15 protein-coding genes and 2 pseudogenes are annotated in these 18,642 nt (G+C 55.0%); 2 read left to right on the top strand and 15 right to left on the bottom strand.

The window, feature by feature from the left end; all coding sequences use genetic code 11:
* The 9 genes from AC3IFE_RS21605 to aepX all read right to left on the bottom strand — a co-directional run.
* On the bottom strand, positions 1-581 hold a 581-nt coding region (locus AC3IFE_RS21605; RefSeq protein ID WP_489191902.1), incomplete at its 3' end, for a transketolase family protein.
* On the bottom strand, positions 574-1,392 hold the full coding sequence (locus tag AC3IFE_RS21600) for a transketolase (protein WP_489191901.1): 819 nt from the start codon (positions 1,390-1,392) through the stop codon (positions 574-576). The genes AC3IFE_RS21600 and AC3IFE_RS21605, both read right to left, overlap by 8 nt.
* Positions 1,393-1,404: 12 nt before the next feature.
* Positions 1,405-2,271: a hypothetical protein gene (locus AC3IFE_RS21595; protein ID WP_489191900.1), complete on the bottom strand. Its 867-nt coding sequence runs from the start codon at positions 2,269-2,271 to the stop codon at positions 1,405-1,407.
* A complete protein-coding gene (locus tag AC3IFE_RS21590; RefSeq protein ID WP_489191899.1) occupies positions 2,255-3,151 on the bottom strand; it encodes an aminotransferase class IV in 897 nt (298 codons plus the stop codon). Before AC3IFE_RS21590 ends, AC3IFE_RS21595 begins: the two co-directional genes overlap by 17 nt.
* A complete protein-coding gene (aepY, locus tag AC3IFE_RS21585; RefSeq protein ID WP_489191898.1) occupies positions 3,148-4,338 on the bottom strand; it encodes a phosphonopyruvate decarboxylase in 1,191 nt (396 codons plus the stop codon). The genes AC3IFE_RS21590 and aepY overlap by 4 nt, the downstream gene beginning before the upstream one ends.
* The gene (locus AC3IFE_RS21580) at positions 4,331-5,470 is read right to left on the bottom strand and encodes a TauD/TfdA family dioxygenase (protein WP_489191897.1); all 1,140 of its coding nucleotides are present in this window, start codon (positions 5,468-5,470) and stop codon (positions 4,331-4,333) included. Before AC3IFE_RS21580 ends, aepY begins: the two co-directional genes overlap by 8 nt.
* Positions 5,471-5,493: 23 nt before the next feature.
* Positions 5,494-6,771, bottom strand: a complete 1,278-nt coding sequence (locus tag AC3IFE_RS21575; protein WP_489191896.1) for an aminotransferase class III-fold pyridoxal phosphate-dependent enzyme — start codon at positions 6,769-6,771, stop codon at positions 5,494-5,496.
* Positions 6,749-7,129 (bottom strand): GNAT family N-acetyltransferase, encoded by a 381-nt coding sequence (locus tag AC3IFE_RS21570; RefSeq protein ID WP_489191895.1) that lies wholly within the window; start codon positions 7,127-7,129, stop codon positions 6,749-6,751. The genes AC3IFE_RS21575 and AC3IFE_RS21570 overlap by 23 nt, the downstream gene beginning before the upstream one ends.
* A 155-nt stretch (positions 7,130-7,284) precedes the next feature.
* Positions 7,285-8,199 (bottom strand): phosphoenolpyruvate mutase, encoded by a 915-nt coding sequence (gene aepX, locus AC3IFE_RS21565; protein ID WP_489191894.1) that lies wholly within the window; start codon positions 8,197-8,199, stop codon positions 7,285-7,287.
* Between the two features lie 400 nt (positions 8,200-8,599).
* On the opposite strand from aepX, the gene AC3IFE_RS21560 reads away from it, so the two are divergent.
* Positions 8,600-9,325 carry an autoinducer binding domain-containing protein gene (locus AC3IFE_RS21560; RefSeq protein ID WP_489191893.1) on the top strand — a complete coding sequence of 242 codons (726 nt, stop codon included), beginning with the start codon at positions 8,600-8,602 and terminating at the stop codon, positions 9,323-9,325.
* A 524-nt stretch (positions 9,326-9,849) separates the two neighbouring features.
* On the opposite strand, the pseudogene AC3IFE_RS21555 reads toward AC3IFE_RS21560, so the two are convergent.
* From AC3IFE_RS21555 to AC3IFE_RS21530, 6 genes and pseudogenes are all read right to left on the bottom strand, one after another.
* Positions 9,850-10,350: pseudogene (locus tag AC3IFE_RS21555) on the bottom strand (YgjP family zinc-dependent metalloprotease).
* 96 nt (positions 10,351-10,446) lie between these two features.
* Positions 10,447-10,923, bottom strand: coding sequence for a TraB/TrbI/VirB10 family type IV secretion system protein (locus tag AC3IFE_RS21550; protein WP_489191892.1), 477 nt, complete (start codon positions 10,921-10,923; stop codon positions 10,447-10,449).
* A gap of 68 nt (positions 10,924-10,991) precedes the next feature.
* Positions 10,992-11,243, bottom strand: coding sequence for a PAAR domain-containing protein (locus tag AC3IFE_RS21545; protein ID WP_489191891.1), 252 nt, complete (start codon positions 11,241-11,243; stop codon positions 10,992-10,994).
* 2 nt (positions 11,244-11,245) lie between these two features.
* Complete coding sequence (locus AC3IFE_RS21540) at positions 11,246-12,163, bottom strand: hypothetical protein (RefSeq protein ID WP_489191890.1); 918 nt, start codon at positions 12,161-12,163, stop codon at positions 11,246-11,248.
* Positions 12,129-15,068 (bottom strand): lytic transglycosylase domain-containing protein, encoded by a 2,940-nt coding sequence (locus AC3IFE_RS21535; RefSeq protein ID WP_489191889.1) that lies wholly within the window; start codon positions 15,066-15,068, stop codon positions 12,129-12,131. The genes AC3IFE_RS21540 and AC3IFE_RS21535 overlap by 35 nt, the downstream gene beginning before the upstream one ends.
* A 192-nt stretch (positions 15,069-15,260) precedes the next feature.
* Complete coding sequence (locus AC3IFE_RS21530) at positions 15,261-17,768, bottom strand: type VI secretion system Vgr family protein (RefSeq protein ID WP_489191888.1); 2,508 nt, start codon at positions 17,766-17,768, stop codon at positions 15,261-15,263.
* Between the two features lie 544 nt (positions 17,769-18,312).
* Here AC3IFE_RS21530 and AC3IFE_RS21525 point away from each other — a divergent pair.
* Positions 18,313-18,642 (top strand): annotated as a pseudogene (locus AC3IFE_RS21525) (hypothetical protein); the annotation flags it as partial.

Here is an 18,642-nt window from a genome sequence, read left to right as displayed (position 1 = left end):
GACATCGCGCCGATACAAACAATGCCGACTGATCCTTCCCGCCCGCTTCGCCGATAGCCACTGCACTGCACCCACTCCGCATCATGTCGCTGTGCCACCGGATTGCGCGCGAGACGCAGATACACAGGGCCATGAATGCTCAATGCATACCGTAGACAGCCGTCGACATCGCCATCGTCGACGGGGCACAGGATAGTCATCCCGGGAATAGATCGCACCAGTGCGAGATCCGCAATCGAATGATGCGGGGCCCCTTCCGATGCCGCAGTGAAGCCAGCGTAGTGGCCGATCATCTTCACGTTGGCACTCGCGTAAGCTAGCGATTGAACCAGTTGCTCCGCGGCGCGATGCATCATGATGGCAGCGAATCCACATACGACCGGAACCAAACCGGCCTTAGCCATGCCGGCCGCCATGCCAACCATGTTTTGTTCCGCGATTCCCGCGTTGATAAAGCGATCTGGGTAAGCACGCTGAAACCGATAAGTCCGCGTCGAATGGGAGCAATCGCCGTCGAGTACAACGAGATCCTCATGTTCGCTACCGAGCTCAATCAACGCCCTCGAAAATGCTTCACGCATCGTCCGTCTCCCTGGCGAAATCCCGCTTCATGCGGTCGGCGTCTGCCACTGAATGCCATTGCCAGTCGCCTTCCATGTACCCAACGCCCTTGCCCTTGATCGTGTGCGCAATGATCGCCGTAGGTCTCCTGTCATCCGGGCTTGATAGTGCCGCTTCGATCTGATGGCAATTGTGGCCATCCACTTCGAGTACCCGCCAGCCGAATGCCTTCCACTTTTCTGCGAACGGTTCGAGCGGGACGATGCTGTCAATTGTGCCGTCGTGCTGAATCTTGTTGTAGTCGACGATCGCATACAAGTTGCGGGAATGATGCGCGGCCGCTAGTAGTGCCGCCTCCCATATCTGCCCTTCCTGACACTCTCCATCGCCGAGAACCACGAATGCTCGCCGTGGAGAACCTTTCAGTTCACAACCGAGTACATAACCAAGTCCGACCGATAGCCCCTGCCCCAAAGAACCCGTGCTAAGGTCGATGCCCTCGGTGAATCGGCTGTCTGGATGTCCCTGAAATCGACTGCCATAGGCTCGCAACCTTTCGCCTGGTTGTCGGCGCAGAATGCCGAGATCCAGCAAAATGGCGTACAGAGCGGGTACTGCATGGCCTTTCGAAAGAACGACCATGTCGCGCTGCCCGAGTGGATGTGACGGATTGACAGCGCTATTTCCGTAGTACAGCGAGACCAAGATGTCGACGCACGACAGCGAACTGCCAGGATGGCCAGTGCCTGCCTCACCGATCATTCTCAACAGCGACGTCCTGATACAGGACGCCTTTTTTTCGAGAAATGCCGTGCTAATTCGTTTCGTCATGGACTAGTATCCTTACTTAATTGGAACGTAGGTATCATCCTGTACGCGAATGCTCGTCAGATCCTCTGGCACCCCGTCGAAAAGCGCATCAAAGCGCTGCGACCACTCTCTCGCGCATAATTCGGCGCCGAATAGCGAAAGGTCCGAACCAACCCACCCCATGCAGTTCACGGTGACGAGTTCCGAAAGATGAAGCAAGCGTTCGAGGATATGAAATCCGCAAGCCGCCAATCGCCTTGCCGTACCCTGTTGGAGTGCCGGTCGCGATGCCGAAGAACAGTGGACACCTTTTCCGGTCACGGCGATCATCACGCCATCTTCTGGACCGAGAAGATAGCCATCGCTGTCGAAGTGGATCAACACGTCTCCATCAATTCCGCCTCCCCCTCTTCGGGCATAACGTAAATGTGCCAAGTAGCTCGACAATGAGGTCAATATCTCATTCGATTTCACACCTATTGGATGTCTGCAAAAGGTATAGCGTATCGGGTGCTGGCTCCTGGGTGGCCAAGTGACAATATTCTGAAGCGCGATTCCTAGGATGGTCTCGTCTCCGCTGAATTCGGTGGACAGATTGTCGAGCGAAATGGCTAGTTCGACCTTTTTCGCATCGTGTCGAGGCCATGTCACCTCTGCGGCAATTTTCGAAATAATGTCATCGAGCGTCGTCGTCGCTGTCAGCCCGACGGATTGCGCGGCAGTCTTCAGAAGGGCGAGCGAATACGGCAATTCGTGCGCGATCAAGAAACGGCTGCTTTGCCCTCCCCCAAGAGTGCACGGTACGACCACATGTAGCGATTGCGCGTAGCTCACTGCCGAGGCGATGACGGGATAGCCGTGCGCCTCGTCGGGAACTGAATGTTCAGTAAATGAACTCATCGATTGTCGTCGGAAAGATTTGACGGGGATCCTGCAGGGCACGCTGCCATTCGTGCGCGACGGCCCGACTTGCAGCCGTCGCGTAGCGGTAAGGCCCGATCTGCTCCACCGGTACCACACCAAGCGACGAGCTAAGCATGAGGACCCCCGAATACGATGCGAGTTGCCCGATGCCGATGGATCGTTCGGTCCAGCACAACGCGGTCTTGGCCAGCAGCACTTCACGCAGCGACTCCCGGGTCACACCGGCAAGCGTGCCGTCTTCGACCCGTGGCGAATGAATTTCGTCAGGGCTCAGGAAGAGGAAATTCGCGCGCGGGCTTTCCGTAACGTTCCCGAATTGGTTGACGAACAGACAATCGTCGAATCCGGCAGCCTTCGCGGCAAGCGTCTCGGCTCGTGCAGATGCATAGTGAGACATGGTTTTTGCTGTATGGGGGATGCCATGACCAGCCCATCTCGTATGTCGCGCGAAATTGATTCGATAAGGTTCGAGTTTGGTATACCCGGCAAGCGGACGCGCAAATACGGTCACGATAGGCGGAGCCTGCTCCGCGCCCCGTGCCAATTCTGTAACGAACCAGCGCAAACCCATATCGTCCTCAGGTCGGAGTGCTTGAATCACATCGCTCGCAGCGAGCGCTAGATCGCGCGCCGTATATGTCAAGGCGATGCCGAGCGTTTCACAACTGCTGCGGAGCCGTTCGAGGTGGCGCACCATATTGATGGTGAAGGCTGCAGACCTGCGTTCACGCTTGCGCACGAAAATTCGACACCCGTCGAACACGGCTCGCGCTGTTCCGATCGCGGATGCGTCGGCGGGAATTAGCGCGTTCCGCATATCAATCAAGCGGCCGTTTTGCCAGACGGGGTCGGTCATGCGATCTCCTGCGAAACTTTTAGTTTTCCTACAGGTTTGGTCTCGCTAGATTTTCTCGCCAGAAAGGCGCCGAAACGCGAAGCAACATCTGCCGGGGATACGTGCGGCCTTCCTAGGTTCACAATGGAGCCGGCGCTGATCGACACGCAGACAAGGTGCGGTCCGGCCTGCGCGTTCAGCTCATCAAGCGTTGTAGACAGATCATCGAGATGATCGACAAAGGTCGAAGTTGCGTATCCGCACGCACTCGCGACACCGCAAAAAGAAATCGCTTCGGAGACAGTCTTCTGTCCCCCCGTAGAGTCATGGACACCATTATCGAGAACGACATGAAAAAGGTTGACCGGACGATAAGCGCCGATCGTCGCGAACGTGCCGAGCCGCATCAACGCAGCGCCATCGCCATCGAGAACGATCACCGGTTGCTCGCGATTAAGCGCAACTCCCAGCCCGACACCACTGGCCGACCCCATCGCGCCCACCAAATAAAAATGTTCGGCACGATCCTCCAGCGTGAACAGCTCGCGGCCGGTTTTCCCGGTCGTGGCAATAATCGCTGTATCAGCCGACGCCGCCTTGCGAACCGCCGTCAGCGCGTCGAAGCGCGACGGAGGGGAACCGTAGCGGCGACGGTCCCGATGACATGTTTGAAACAGCGTTCGCCTTACTTGCCCGTTCAGAGGTACGCCCACGAACGCAGTTGCAGGAACGACCAGCGCTCTCACCGCGCGGCGCTCCCGCATATACGCTGCCGCTTTCGCTATCTGTGCTTGCGCGACCTGTTGGTCCAGCGACAGAATTTCCGCCTCGATACCCATCAGGGCGAGAAGATCGATCGTGATCTGCCCCATCAAGCCATGCTGAGGTTCGTCAATGGTGCCCGGTTGTCCACGCCAAGTAATGAACATTAGAACGGGGATGCCAGAAGGCAGATTCATCGACGTCAGTGGATTGACGAGGTTGCCGAGGCCCGAATTTTGAGCCAAAACCACAGCACCCCTGCCGGCCAGCACGGCACCCGAAGCAATCGCGATAGCCTCACCTTCCTGAGTCGCAGCCACGTAGTGCTCCTCACCAAGGTTGATGGCCGCGTTGATGAGCGGGGTCAATCCCGAACACGGGACTCCAGTGTAGAAATCGACACCTTCGGATTTCAACGTATTTAGAATCAATTCGGCATCAAGCATGCAAACCCCTCCCTGTCAGCGTGTCGCGTGCCACCCGGAAATTACTTGCCACCCAATCGCTATCGATATACGCGCCCTGAAGATGCCGCGGTGACGTCGAAGAGAATGCCGCGCGGGCGTGCAAAACGCGATGATTGTCGACGATAAATGTCTGTCCCGGTGCGAGCTTGAAGCGAATTTGACGTGCCGGGTCGGCCAACAGCGACCGATATCGCTGATAGGCTCGATAGAATCTGGCGACATTCTTGGCAGGGCCCACAACCGGTAGCATCGCGCGGTCGTTAAAGGACACTTGAAGTGGTTCGCCCTGCTCCGACAACGCGATGACTGGCCGCCGACTCATAAACGACGCATCACGCGATTCAAACTTAAACTTAACGACGGTTCTGGTAAGTATTTCGTAATCCTCAGGATAATGATCGTGCAGATAAGCGGCGCTTGCGAAGCCGTCCGCGACGTATGACTCTCCGCCTTGCGCGGCGTTACGAATGCAATGGAGAATTTGCCAGCCCGGTACTGGGTCGCGATAGGGATTGTCGGTGTGCAGGAACAGGTCGTCAGCAGTAAACGCGAGGTTGGATGGCGACGGATCAAACTTGACGTCGAATATTGGACCGACACGGCTCTCCTTGATACGTCCAATGTATCGCGCCAGCTGCGTGATGAAGCCCGGTGCCTCCGGGCATTCGTTCACGATGGCAAAGCCATAACAAACCAGACGTTCAAGCAGCGAGAAGTGCTTCGACGGATCCGTCAGATTTAACCACGATATCGACACCGACTCGGTCGTCAATGACGCATCCCAAAACCTCCGGTGATCCATCTCACGCGGGGTCAGGGTCTCACCAAAGAGATCCGAAATCCGTACGACAGCATGGTGTCCGTCGTTTTTGAAAACCACCTTCAGCTCCGAGCCGTTCTGGATCTCAGCCCGGGCAATCTCCACGTCCGACGGCCATGATCCAATATGGGTTCGTCTTTGTCCGGAGTGGGAATCAATACACTGATCGCAAACGCAGGCATGTCTCAGTGTATGGGCGGCGACGACACAACGTATTCCCTCCACTTCCGTCTCCAAGGTCAGCTCGTCGGTCGAAGTATGCAAGAGTCTGCATGAGTCGATATTGTTCATTGGGTGGATTCCCGATCCTAATCTTAAAGTTCACGCAATGCATCGGCGAGACGGTCGACCACATCGTCGAGAACCTCGATCTGCATATTGAAGGCGGGAGCAAGCGTGACGTGATCGCTGACTTGCTCGCCGTTACCTGCGGTGGTCATACCCGGCATGACCAGCAGCCCTCGGGATAGACATGCGGAGTACAGATTGGCGCTGCCGCCATGGGCCGAATCGAGACAAACCGAATACATCAGTCCTCTGCCACGTATTGCCACGACGCGCGACTGCCGGCCAAGATCGCGAAGTTTTTCCTCGAAATGGATTCCGAGCTGCAGCATGTGGCGCTGAAACGCAGGTTCCGCTACCTGGCTTACAACATGAAGTGCGGTTGCACATCCCACCGGATGTGCACCATGCGTGTGGCCAAGCAAATTCACATCGGTGAGCTTCGCGACAATGCGCGGGGACACTAATACGGCACTGAGCGGGAAGAGTCCGGCTGTCAGTGCCTTTCCTAGAACGATGATGTCAGGTCGGACTCCTTTCGAGAGAGAAAGCGATATTCCACTCGTCCGCCACATGCCAACGCTGACCTCGTCCGCTATAAGAACGATGTCGTTGCGTTCACAGACTGCGGCAATCGCCGACAGAGTTTGATCAGGAATTTCGACGCAGCCGGCGGCGTTCCCGAGCATCGGCTCCAGGACGATAGCACCGGTCTGTTCACCGATGGAGTCTTCAATGTCGGCCTCATCCCGTTTCCAATCGGCTTGGTAACCGCGTTCGCTGCGTACCCACCGCATCAGGTCCAGTTGGTGCACGGGCTTAAGATGCCCAGCATAACCGCTACGGGCAGCCGCATGTCCCGTCGCGGAAAGCGCGAAGCCTGTCGACCCGTGGTAACTGTATCCGAGGCTTGCAAGTGCCGTCCTTGACCGGCCAGCGCGAACTCGACCCGCCGCAGCGGCAATTCGGAGGGCAGCCTCCACGCCATCCGCACCGGACACTGAAAAATACACGTGGTATCCCGAATCTCCGGCAAGATCCGACAGTCGTCGCGCAAGGGCCGCGCTCTCGTCCGTGTCGAAGCGTGCGTTGTGCACATAGGGCAACTTCTCCGCAGCAGATGTCATCACTTCCACGGTCGACGTCAGGTCGTAACCCAGAATCGCTGCATATGCGCCCGATATCGCGTCGAGGTAGCGCGATCCCGTCTGATCAATCAGATCGTGACCGCGGCTCGCAACAATGCGCGGCAGTGCCGCCCCCGGAACGCGCCCGAGAAGAGCCTCACTGAGCAGCGCTTTCGACATCTCTTCTTTCCTCCCTCGGCGGCGTGTAGTAGAAGTAAACGCCCCTCTCCTTGACCTCTGGCAGTCCGCGATATAAAGCGACAACGCGGGGGTCGGATGCTTTGATCAGCACGTTAGTTGCGTTCACTGTATGACTGAGGGCTAATACTTTTCGCAGCAGTGCAACGCCGATACCTCGCTTTCGGAATCCCGAATCGACGGCGAGCCCATCGTGACGAATCTGCAGGTAGCCGCGTGAAAGCAATGGCGAGAGTTCAAATAGAATCACGCCAACCACCACATTATTCACGCGCGCAACGTAACCCCTCTTCCCGATGCCACGTACATAATTCATGAAGACAGCTTTGGTGGCAGGCATGTCAGGGTCGCAGGAATATGAATCGCCTAGCGCGCTGAAGATCTCGACGACGCGTCGGTAGTCAGCCACTCGCGGGGCTGAAATCTCGAGCACTTCTTCGCGTGGGAGCGGGCAATCACTGCCCTCGACTGCATTGGGGAGAATAGAAGCCATAATCAGACTGTCCCCGGGATCAAGCGTAGAATTTCCTCGATTGAAAAGAGTTGATCCTCAATCTCGTAAGAGCGGCCGCTACTCAAGATTCCCGCCGCTGCCTTGACCATTGCAGGATAGGCCGCGCGCAACAGATGATTTGCGTAAATGACCAAGTTGAAACCAGCATGCTCCAGTTCACTGAATTTGATGCGGTTGTAGGTCGTTGGGACACAGACGAGCGGCGTCCGTTTGTCCTGCTCTCGGAAATTTGCGGCGAACTCCAGCACTTCGGCCGGCTCCTTGCTTTTGCTGTGGATCATGACGCCGTCGGCACCGGCCTCGACATATGTGCGTGCCCGCGACAAGGCATCCGGCATGCCCTTTTCGAGAACCAAGCTCTCAATTCTGGCAATTATCATAAAATCATCGCTGCGCCGCGCCTTACGTGCGCGTTCGATCTTCGCGCCAAAGTCGTCTGGGCTCTCTTGAATCTGCACAACACGGTTTCCAAGTAACGAGTTCTTTTTCAAGCCCGCTTTATCCTCGATGATCGCCGCTGAGACGCCGGCGTTCTCCAGGGCAATCACGTTGATTTCGAAATGCTCCGGCTTTCCGCCGGTATCTGCGTCGATAATCAACGGCTTGCGCGTGCTCTCGAAGATCTCGCTGATATTGCTTATTCGACTGCGAATATCGAGAATCTCAATATCGGGTTTTCCTCGCGAAGTCGAATCTGTCAGGGAACTGGACCAGAAGCCATCATACTCGAGCATCTGGCCCATCTCATCGGCAACCTTGCTCGCCTCCACCACGAGGGCTGAAAGTGGGCTTGTCACCTCCATGATGCGCAAACATCGCTTTTGCTCCAACGCATTTCTAAGCGCCTGCGTGCGGGTATTTCTGAATTGAGCGTCAGGTAGGACGTGCGACTCCATTATTGATTACCTTTGAAATTTGAGGACCAATACCATGTAGCTGCCGAACAGAAATCTACGACAGAGCCGTTGACTTACTCGATGGAGGGACGATATCTCATCAGTGAACGCAGATCCACAAGGCGAGAATCAGACTCCTGCAAGATTTTTTAGGTTTACTTCATCGACGCCCATTAAGTAACATTTGCCACACCCACCCTCACGACGGTAACAATTTCCTCTCTATGCCATCGGAATAATCTTGAAAGGGCACTCTAATTTATTTGCAAGTTACAAATAATTCTCATCTGAGCATTGAAATTTAAAAAAATAGCTTTTATGGTAGATTCCTGTCGTGTGACATTTTTATGTCGCCCAAAAAGCGACGCAAACCAATGGACCTATCGATTGGAGATTCAGGTTGAAAACCGACTTGAAGCAGTGGTGGGAAAAAATTGCCACCGACATTTCGAGCGCCGACGACGAGCGCTCATTGAGAAATAGGATCATCGAACTGATCAAACTCATAGACTTCGAGTTTTTCTCTTTTGTCTTTCGTCAATCAATCCCGGATCGAAAAGTACAGATTCGTGTTCTGAACAATTACCCGGTTCAATGGCAAGAGCGCTATCAGGAGAAGGAGTATGGCAAGATAGACCCTGTCCTGAAACTCGCCGCGCGTCCACGGACATTGGTAACGTGGTCGGACAATCTTTTCGCGCGATCGGCTGCACTGTGGGAGGAGGCTAAGCTGGCAGGGCTTTCGGTTGGGTTGTCGCAATCGGGTTGGTCGCGTGGGGGAGCCTATACTGTTCTGTCGCTCGCCCGCGGTGGCTCATTGCTCGACTCCGGCGCAGTGTCGACCTTGCAACCCTATGTCCTACTCCTATCCGATGTGGTGACATCGCGTACGCAGGAGATTATCGATAATTTGGAACCACGTACCAACCGAACACCGCTCACCCAGCGTGAAATCGAAGTACTGCGGTGGAGCGCCAACGGCAAAAAAGCCGTAGAGCTGGCGGGAATACTTGGTGTCGCCGAATCCACCATCAATTTCCATCTTCACAACGCGCGACGAAAACTCGGATTTAAAACAAAACTTCAAGCTGCAGCTTACGCATCGAAACTCGGGTTACTCGATTAGCCACAGCGCCCCCAGAGGGCGAAGCAGTTCGGTCGCGCCAGAAGCCATCGAGACGGTTCCGATTCTGTTGCAGTTCCGCCCAACGTGACACGCGCGTTGGTCGATGACTCATATATTGCTGAATTACCTCTTGCGGCGACTGAAGTAGCTCCGACCAATCAGTTCGCATCTCAAACCACAGTTGTTCTGTGTGTCGTTCGACCACGAAGGTTCCTTCCTCGCGGAGACGCTCGATCAACTTCCCTTCTTCGAGAATATTCAGCACCTGCCGGATCGGCCGCCGCTCTGGGACGTGCGACCGGAGCAGAAACCCTGAGTCGCCATTCCATTCATGCGATCGGCAAACTCGATCCTCTGACCGGCCATTCACTATTGTGCCCCCAACGTTGCCGAAATGTGATTGGTTGCATAATTTGTGTAACCAACCTATACCGAATGACGCCCCACGGAAGTTGTCGCATTCTTCTCGATATCCCGCACAGGCCTGCGCGGCTTGGTTCAGAGATTGGAAGCCGTGATTTTCCTCACGGACGTGCTTCCTCCAATCGTTGCTTGCGCTTCTTCCAGTCCGGCATCACCTGCTCGAGGACCGCGAAAAACTCGCTACTATGGTCCCCATGAACCAAGTGGTAAAGTTCATGGACAATGACGTATTCAATGCAAAGGCGCGGTGCCAGAACAAGCCGCGAGTTCAACGTCATCTGGCCCGTCGGCGAAACACTTCCCCATCGACTGCGCATTTCACGAGCCGAAATCTTTGACTCCTGAAATCCACGCGTTTTAACGTACCCCAATACGTTGCTGAGCACTGCATCCTAAACTTCACGGGCGCGGGCCAAATACCATCGACGTAGAAGCTCTCTTACCTTCTCTGGCGGCAGTTTCCTCACGCTTTGGACAACCATCTCCCCGCGAGTGAACATGACCTGATCTTTGGTCACCCCAGAGTCATTTGCCACTACTCGAAGTCGATATTGCCGTCCTAAGTATCGATGCGACTCCCCGCTGAGATTCTGCCTCGGCACGTTATGCCGCTCGTACCGTGAAACGTCGCCAGTTGACGGCTAATCGTCCCAAAAGCCCACCTTCTTGTTGCGTGGAATGATCGACCAGATATCCGTTCAGTGCGGAACGATGAAAGCCTTTGTCACGAGGGCTGCGACACTGTAGCCAGGCTGTCGAAGAGCGGAGACAGTGATGCCGGCCGAACCATCCGGCATACAACCCTCAAGCGGCGGATCAAACTGCAAAGTAGCTGTGCCAGGCAGCTGCAAGCCGCTCCACTGAACCTCACGGCGGTCGTTCACCTGCCTGATCGTTTGTCCGATCAGCTTGCTTCCCTTCGGAATGGCAACGTTGCCAAAACGGTCATAGACGTTGAGCGACACGATGCCGATCATCATGCCGCCAAGTCCGGGATCGCCCGTTTCCAAGCCAACAGCGATGGGAGTGCCCTCCGCGATTTCGTACCGGCGGATGTGATGGAATTTCGCCACGATGGGTGCATCCGGATCCGTGCCATCGGTGGCTTGAGCCCGCGCTCCGTCCGAGAGCATCAACATCACCACGCACGACAGGATGATCAGGGGCAACTTCACGGCGAACTTTTCCGTTGCTGAGGGGTCGGTGCCAGCCACAGGCGAGCAAATACAGTGTCTTGATCCGATCATACGAGACTCGATATCAGGTGACAGCCACATGTGGCGCGATGGCCGTGCCGTGCGATCGGAATGCCATCATCAGTCATTGACGGATCGCCTTCCTCTATGAGGTTAGGCGACACATCGGGATGCTGGGGGCACGAGACGCGATCGCCCTTACGGGCGACATAGCGGCCATCGAAACGCATGGTCGTGGAGCCTGTTTCGACTTTGCCACCGTGGTCGGTGTCGTCACCGATACGGATCAAGTTCATCATAATTAACTCATAATAAAATGAATTTGCGAGTTAATTTTTTTATGAAAATAATTTATGTCGTCGCATTTCAACCATTTCTCGATAACCACACCTTTCTTGGTTATATACCGAAATTTAACATATCCATCTTCGGGGTCTCCGAGAGTCTTTACTTTGTCTCCAGCTATTAGGTATGCTTTCCCCATTCCTTGAGGGGAGGGTTGGTCATACAAATACGCACGTTCAGCGACGACAGTAAAGTCATTTGCCTTTGCTTGATCGGCCACCATCTCCCAAGAAGGAGGTATTTTTTTGACTAGAGATATCAAGTCATTTTTTTCACCCCCCCCAACCTTCGAGAAGTAGGATCGGTCATTTTTCTTGATAACCTTATTGTTCTCGATAAAATTAATGGCACCACCCTCATCAACGACATAGATAGTATCGTAACAATACGGATCTTTTTCTTCGTTTGATGGCTTTTTATCTAGCAATAGAAATACACTGCGGCCGATCATCTTTTTATCTGCCGGCTTGCACATCGAATGTGACGCCATAATATCAGGCACCATTGGATTCAAATTTGGCGAGAAGAATGAACGTGGAAAATAACGTCCGGCCGCCAGTCCAATCACCATTCCCTCATGGTTGACAAACCAGTTATTGTTGTTTTGCTCGGAACAATTACATGAGCATGACACTAACGTCCAGTCGCTTTTTTTGTTCCAAGACATTTGGATTGGTGAATTTGGACACAGACTTTTTGCTTCGATCGTGTCATTGGTGACGGTCGTTGTGCATTCATCTCCGGGCCCACACTTAACTGAACCGTCTTTTTCAGCGGCCATTACATCTGTAGCGCCGGCAGCTATGGCAATGGCAAGTAGCAGCCTCAGCGAAATCACTTTACAATCCGCAAACATTTCTTTCTGCCTTTCCATTAAGAAGTTTGAAGTTTACGTTATCTCTTGGCCTAGGTTTTTCGTGCTTGACTGGTGCATGTGGATATGGTTTTTGTTGGATGATCCCCATGCGACGACTGGTGCAGTCAAAAACGGAGCTGGGATTGGCTGTCTTTGCTCTCTCTTGGACTGCTATTTTTAATAAGTCAATCTGTGTTTCAGGCTTTTCCGTGGCTGTGCGCTCCCGAATCTGCTGTGTGGCCTTACTTAAATCACCCTGTTGAACGCACAAATCATACAGGGCGCAGTAAGTAACCAGTTGTACTGATTCCATCAAATCAGAACAAAGCCCGCGCAGAAATTTCAAGCAACCCAAAACGTATTGGTGATATTTTGCAGCCTCATGAATTTGAATCGCTTGAAATTTTTCGTTGTCACCGATTTCTTTAAATGTTTTCAGCCAGTTGGCTTTGTTGCTATTTTGTTGCGTGATTGCCCAGTTTTTTTGGGTGACGGAGTCGCCGCTATTTATGGCACTCCAAATGGTTTGGTAATTTGTACCAGGGGCAAATGCGGCCTCAAAGGCCTGAGGGTCGACGTCGTGCATTTCTTTGAGAATCGGCCCCAGTGTATTCATGCCGAAATTCCACTGAATCAATCCGAAAGACATTCCCATGCCATCAAAATTATCTGCGCATTTTCCAAAACTTGGATCTCCATTTTCAAAGCCCGCCGTGATAAATAGCGCAATCTTTTGGGCTTCGATTAATGGAATGCAGTCCCCGCCTTCACATGTGAAATTTCCAATCAGCCCAATCGGATGGAAATGCCATGGTTTCGGTTCTTTCGGAAGAATCTTCGAATCAACACACTGAACATCTTCCCACCACTGAAGCTTCTTGATCCGCTCCATCTCGTTCTGCCATTTCCATGGCACGAGCTTCATATGAGGCGTGATGTCCTCCCACTTCCCCATATTGCCGCCCCATTCGCTTTCACTTTTCACGACTATGTGCGAAATCGCTTCGGCTAACCACGGCGTCTTCTGCGCATCCGCCAATTCTGCGGCAGTCACCTTACCATCGTGATTGACATCAATGGCTTTTTCGAGCTTCTGGATGAGCTCACTAGTGGCCAATGCATCAGCACTCGGCTTGAAGTTATCCTGATCCTCTCCCATGGCCAGTTCAGCGACGAACAGGTAACGCTTGAACATATCAACCATCGTGGTCGAGCTGTTGTCGACGAGTTCGAATCCCGGCCAGTCCCACTGGCTACACAGCTGCACTTTGGGATGGTCGCGTTCACGCACCCAGCCTTGACGGGTTCCACCGTCTTTCGTGCCGACCGTCACGTTCCACCAGCGTTTCGTTTTTCCGCTCGCGTCCTTGTCTTCTTGTGCCAAGCTTTGCGGGCCCTGCTTATCGAGATCGACCACCCGAAACATGACCCGGAAGTCCGTCGGGAGCCCGTCTGCTTGGCTAACCTTCAGCGGAAAGTCTTTCCAGCCCTTGACAGGCGCCTTCGTCATTTGATTGATAAGACCTAGGCTGCTGTCGATCCAGAATGGGATACCGGTCGGCGTCTCGATTGGTTCAGGCTGTTTCGCTGGCTTTGCCTTGTGCTTCTTCCCGTTGCCAGCCGGAGCCGTTGGCTCCGGTTGCACGGTAGGAATTTTTACGGTCTTTGGCTGTACTTTGACCCACCGCGATTTCGGATCGCTGACGGGTACGAGCTTCAAATCCGTCTGGTCAAGGGTGTAATCTGGATCAGGCGCTTTCGTCACGAGTTTTGCACCTGCCAGAACTTCCAGAAAAGGCTTATCCATATTCGGATCTGCCGCCGACAATTCCTTCGCGCGCGCCTGACTCTTGGCAATGAACGCTGGAAGATCGGGGCCCGCAAAAACTTCGAGGTGCAGCAACGGTCGGGTGGGCAGCGGCGGTGTGGGCTTCGCTTCCCTGTATCGTTGGTATTGTCCGATATGCGCAACAACGTCTCCCGCCTTGACGGGGTACGGCTTCTTGAGCACGACCACCTTATCGACGGGGCCAGACTGGGGAATCGGCTCGAGCTCCGAAACGAAAACGTAACCCCACTTCAGTTGCACGTCGGGCGGCTGACCAACGACTGGGCCCACCGGATCACCTTTAATGATCTTCGCGATTTTTGCCCAGCCCTTGCGTCCACCGTTATCGGCCTCATTCACAGTGAGTTCCGTGCCCTCGGGTAGCAAACCGAGGAGCTTGGCGTTCGGAGTAATGCGAACCCGCACACCCGATACAGGCTCCGGCAGCGCTTCATCTGCGCCTCGTTGCTGCGGCGACGAATCGTCATCGGGTGCACTCGGATCGATCGGCTTCGGTTTCGGAAGGTCCTGTTTGTTCGGTTTCAATGCTCGATACGAGCGGTCAGCTTCCCAGTACGGAAGAGGCTTGAGTTGCGGCGCCTTGATGTCCGCACTCTCTGTTTTGGGCTGATCGAGCGCGGCTTTATACGTTTTCCAGTCGAGCGTATGCATGTACAGACTGAAGAACGTCAGCGTTTCACCGGGTGGCGGACCGGAGGACGCGGGAGCTGGTGTCGGGACCGGTGCCGGAGGCGTTGCATTGCCGCCTGAGGCGGGTGATCCAGCTGGTGCATTTGCGGGGGCGGGGGCTGGTTCCGTCTTTTTCGGTGCGGGTGGCAATTGCAAAGTATGGCGGATCAGCACAAAGCCCCGCGAGTACAACGCATGACGCTGGTCCTGGTAGGTCAGCGTGGGGTATTCGTTGTCGAGTCGGTAAGCGACAACCTCGCCCGTGGCGATGGCGCGTACGCCTTCGTCCTGTTTCAGGGCCTCACCTGTTTTCTGCCCGAAGTGAATGCCGCCGTGCCAGATGCCGCTAGCTCCCAGTGGATAAAATCCATCCTCCGCAGTCGCAAGCACCTTCATGTAGGTCATGGGGTCTGCGGCATCGGACGCTGCACCTTCCTTGGCAGCAGGCGAAAATGGATAGCTCCATGCAAGAGGCGTGTACGCGGGCTTGGCGTCCGGCTCAGGCGTCTTCGGAGGTTGTTTTTTTGGAGGGTGCTTATCCGTCATGGCAATTGAAATTGTAAGTCGTTATCGTGCTTCAGGAACGGGGCATCTCGATCAACCAGAGAAATCGTCCGCGTAACCACCATGCTTCGAAATCGGCGTGCCGTTCAGCGGATCACGTAACGTCATGGTCGACGCCCCAGGCTTGTCCCACGACGCGCATTTTTCGAGAATCTGGCCCGACGTCCCGTTCTCGATCATGTCAGGCGTGATCTTGATATACGATCCACCGACATTAAGAATCAGTTCCTTTTCTGCGCGCAGAATCATCCGTCCCGATGCACTCTCGATCTTGACGTCCTGCTGCGCCAGCATCGTCAACGCATCGTTCTGAGCCTGAATTTCGATAGGGCCTTTGGTCGCGAAGATTTTGATCCCGAGGTTTTGAGCGTACAGGCTGATCTTGCTCATCACGCTCGCGAGCAGCGACTTCCCGGCTGCGAGATTGACATTCTTCCCCGCTACCAAGTTGACCTGTTGATTCGCCGACACGTGAATCGATTGCTGGCTGGATAGGCCAACACCTGCCGGGCTCGACAGCAGCAACGCCGGTTTCGCAAAGCCACTGGCATTCCCCGTTCCGCCGCCAGCCGTGCGGCCACCTTTGGTGACGCCCGGAACGTTGCCCTGCGTCATCTCAGTAAAGGCCTTCATCGCATCGCTGCCGTCCTGCAGGCTTTCGGCCCGATTCGTTTCGCTCGCCTGCGAGACCGTCTCGAATACTGCCTCCGAAGCTGCGAGCTGATCGGTCGCGGCCGACACGTTCATTGGCTGTACCGCTGCCGGGTGAGTCGAGATCGACAGGCCTTGCACCGCCCGAATCGCTCCATGCGCCTCCGACTTGAGATCGAAGCCACTGCCAACGAACGAGCCGCGCGTGTTGTCGGACTGCTCAATCAGGTAACCCAAATGCAAGTGAGAGCTGTAGCTCGACGAGTAAAGTTGAGCTCGGTTTTGACCGCTCGAATCGTCCATGACAAGCTGGTTGAAGCCGTCGCCACCATACTCGCGGGAGCGGAAGCCAGACAGCAGGCCGTGTGTATGCCATACCGGCATCGTCGCGCCCCCGTGGAGTCGCGAGATAATCACCGGGCGGTCGCAATCGCCATTTACGAATCCTAGAAGCACTTGGTCATCTTTGCGCAACGGGAAATAGCCGCCGCGCCTAGCGCCGGCGTCCGGCATCGCCGCGCGAATCCACGACGTGGACTTCGTATTGCGATCCTTTCGACTGTTCGACGTCCGGACCCGCACACGATTGCCGTCGTCTGTGACGATTTCCTCATCACTATCGGTTACGACAATCGCCGTCTGCAAATGCATTTCCGGCTTCTCATGCTCGAACGGGCTGCGGAATGGCGTCTTGCGAAGTTGCGCTTCGATCTCGACGTGAAAAAATCCGATACCGCCATCGCGGTGGCTCACGGTCGTACCGGTGCCGGCCGCCTTGACCTGTTCGATCTCGCTGCGCAGGCTGCGCGGAAATCGCGTGAGCGCGTCCATACCGGGCAAGTTATTTTGGATCAACCAGTCGCTCGCGATGATCGAAAGCTCGCGTTCCTCTTCCGGCAATGCATCGAAGAGGGGATGTCCTGACACCTTGAACCAGTAGCCGGGCAATACATAGCGGGGGCTGCCGATCGCGAAATAGCGTTTTGCTCGCGAAGCCCATTCCTCGGTGCGGATGCGGGCCTGTTGTTGTCCAGCATCAGATTCGGCCCACGTCTGCGAGCCGGTATAGAGATACTCTTCGCCCTGCCCCGGTAACTCATCAAGGTCAGCCGCTGGCGTGCTCGCCTGTTTATCGAGGTCAGGTCGCTTGTAGTCGGCGGTACCGAGCGTCAGCGTCGCACTTTGGGCGTCCTGCTGTTCGCTCAACTGGGTAAGTCCGTCGAAATCCTCGTCGGTACCCGCGTGGCTGAACTTCATCTCCGAATTCGGTAGCGACGGCCCAAAATAGAGGTCGTCCATCATGACGACGTTGTGCGACTTGCCGTCCTTCGCGAAATCGAAGCGCGGAAAGACACCGACTTCCTCGAGGCTTCGGTGCACGAAATTCCAGTCGGTTTCCCACTGTACGCGGTGCGAATATGAGCGTATCGCCGTGCGCAGTTCCTGACCATAGTTGCCAGAGGCTTGCGGATGCTTGTCGAATACGTCGGTGAGAATCTGCCAGCCGCTGGCTTCCTGCCAATCGCGCCGATCGCTGCTGAGCTTGAGGAAGCTTAGCCACGAAGAGAACTGGAGTTGAAAATACGAAACGGTTCCATCATTTCCAAGGCGGCGAGCCCGCTGCACATAGCCATGGATCGGCAGATAGCCACCGTCAGTCTGGCGAATCCAGAGCGTGACGGGTTGCAGCATCAGGGCGTTGAGCTTGATTTTGTCGCCCATGACGGATGAGGCGTCGATGGTCACCTCGAAATTGCGCCCAAGCCGCGCGTTGACCTTGACGTACAGAGGCGTGAGCCAGTCATCGCCGAGCGGCGTGTCAAGTTTCACGATGCGATCGAACTGCGCGTAGCCGCCGCGCAGCACCTTATCCAGCATGTCCGATGCCATGCAACAACCCCGTTTAGGGAAACACGTCTATTGCTCTCAGACAATTCGACGATAATGTTAATGTAAAATTCTTGAAAGAAAACGGAAATAAAATACCGATTCGATTTCGATATTGGAGCATAGCAAAGGTTGGTGGAAAACGCGCTCGCTCGTCGCCTTATAAAGGCGCTGCTTTCAGAAAACTAACGAAGATCAACTTCGTGAGGCGGTACTTCCCTCCAAAGCCAGACAGTCACATGCCAACGCGCTCGACGAATCTATCCGTCGCAATATAACGTCGAGCAGTCGCTGCGTCCGGCTTCGCCTTCACGAAGCTATCGGCCATTCCGTTACTTTGTGTGGCCATCAAGCAATGAATCCCCGATGGCATGTATCTACGCGAGCATCCGGTTCAAGAACGAACTCGTGTGCCCCCTGGTTCTACCGCTGCGGTCGATTCTAAAAAGATTCATCCATATATCACTTTCCCGAGCATGGCCCACGCCCACGATGGCCGCTCCGCCGCTGCACTCCCGCATCGGCGCACTTCGCTCAGGAACTCTCTATGCATCCCACTCTTGCCTTCGCGATTGGTAATGTCGCTGCCGTTATTCTTGTATGTACTGGCGTCGCTCTGTTTTTCAGACGGCGCGCTACTCCAGCTCCCACCCCAACGTCGCCTACACCTGCCGCCGTCACCTCGCCCGTCCACTACGAGCTTTTCGATCCAACGATCGACGAATGGGAGGCCCAAGCCCCCTACCCCGATCACGCACTACATGCTGTCCGACATACGCAGCCGATGTCCTCCAGGACATCAGACTATCTGACTCACCGTTCGCCCGATCCGTTTCCCGACGATGGCGAGCCGGTCGAAACCGAATCGTGTCGACGC

It is taken from the genome of Burkholderia sp. APQ4-4ca (genome assembly GCF_057837105.1).
Note: the sequence above shows the minus strand (reverse complement) of the source record. Positions and strands in the feature narration are given on the sequence as shown.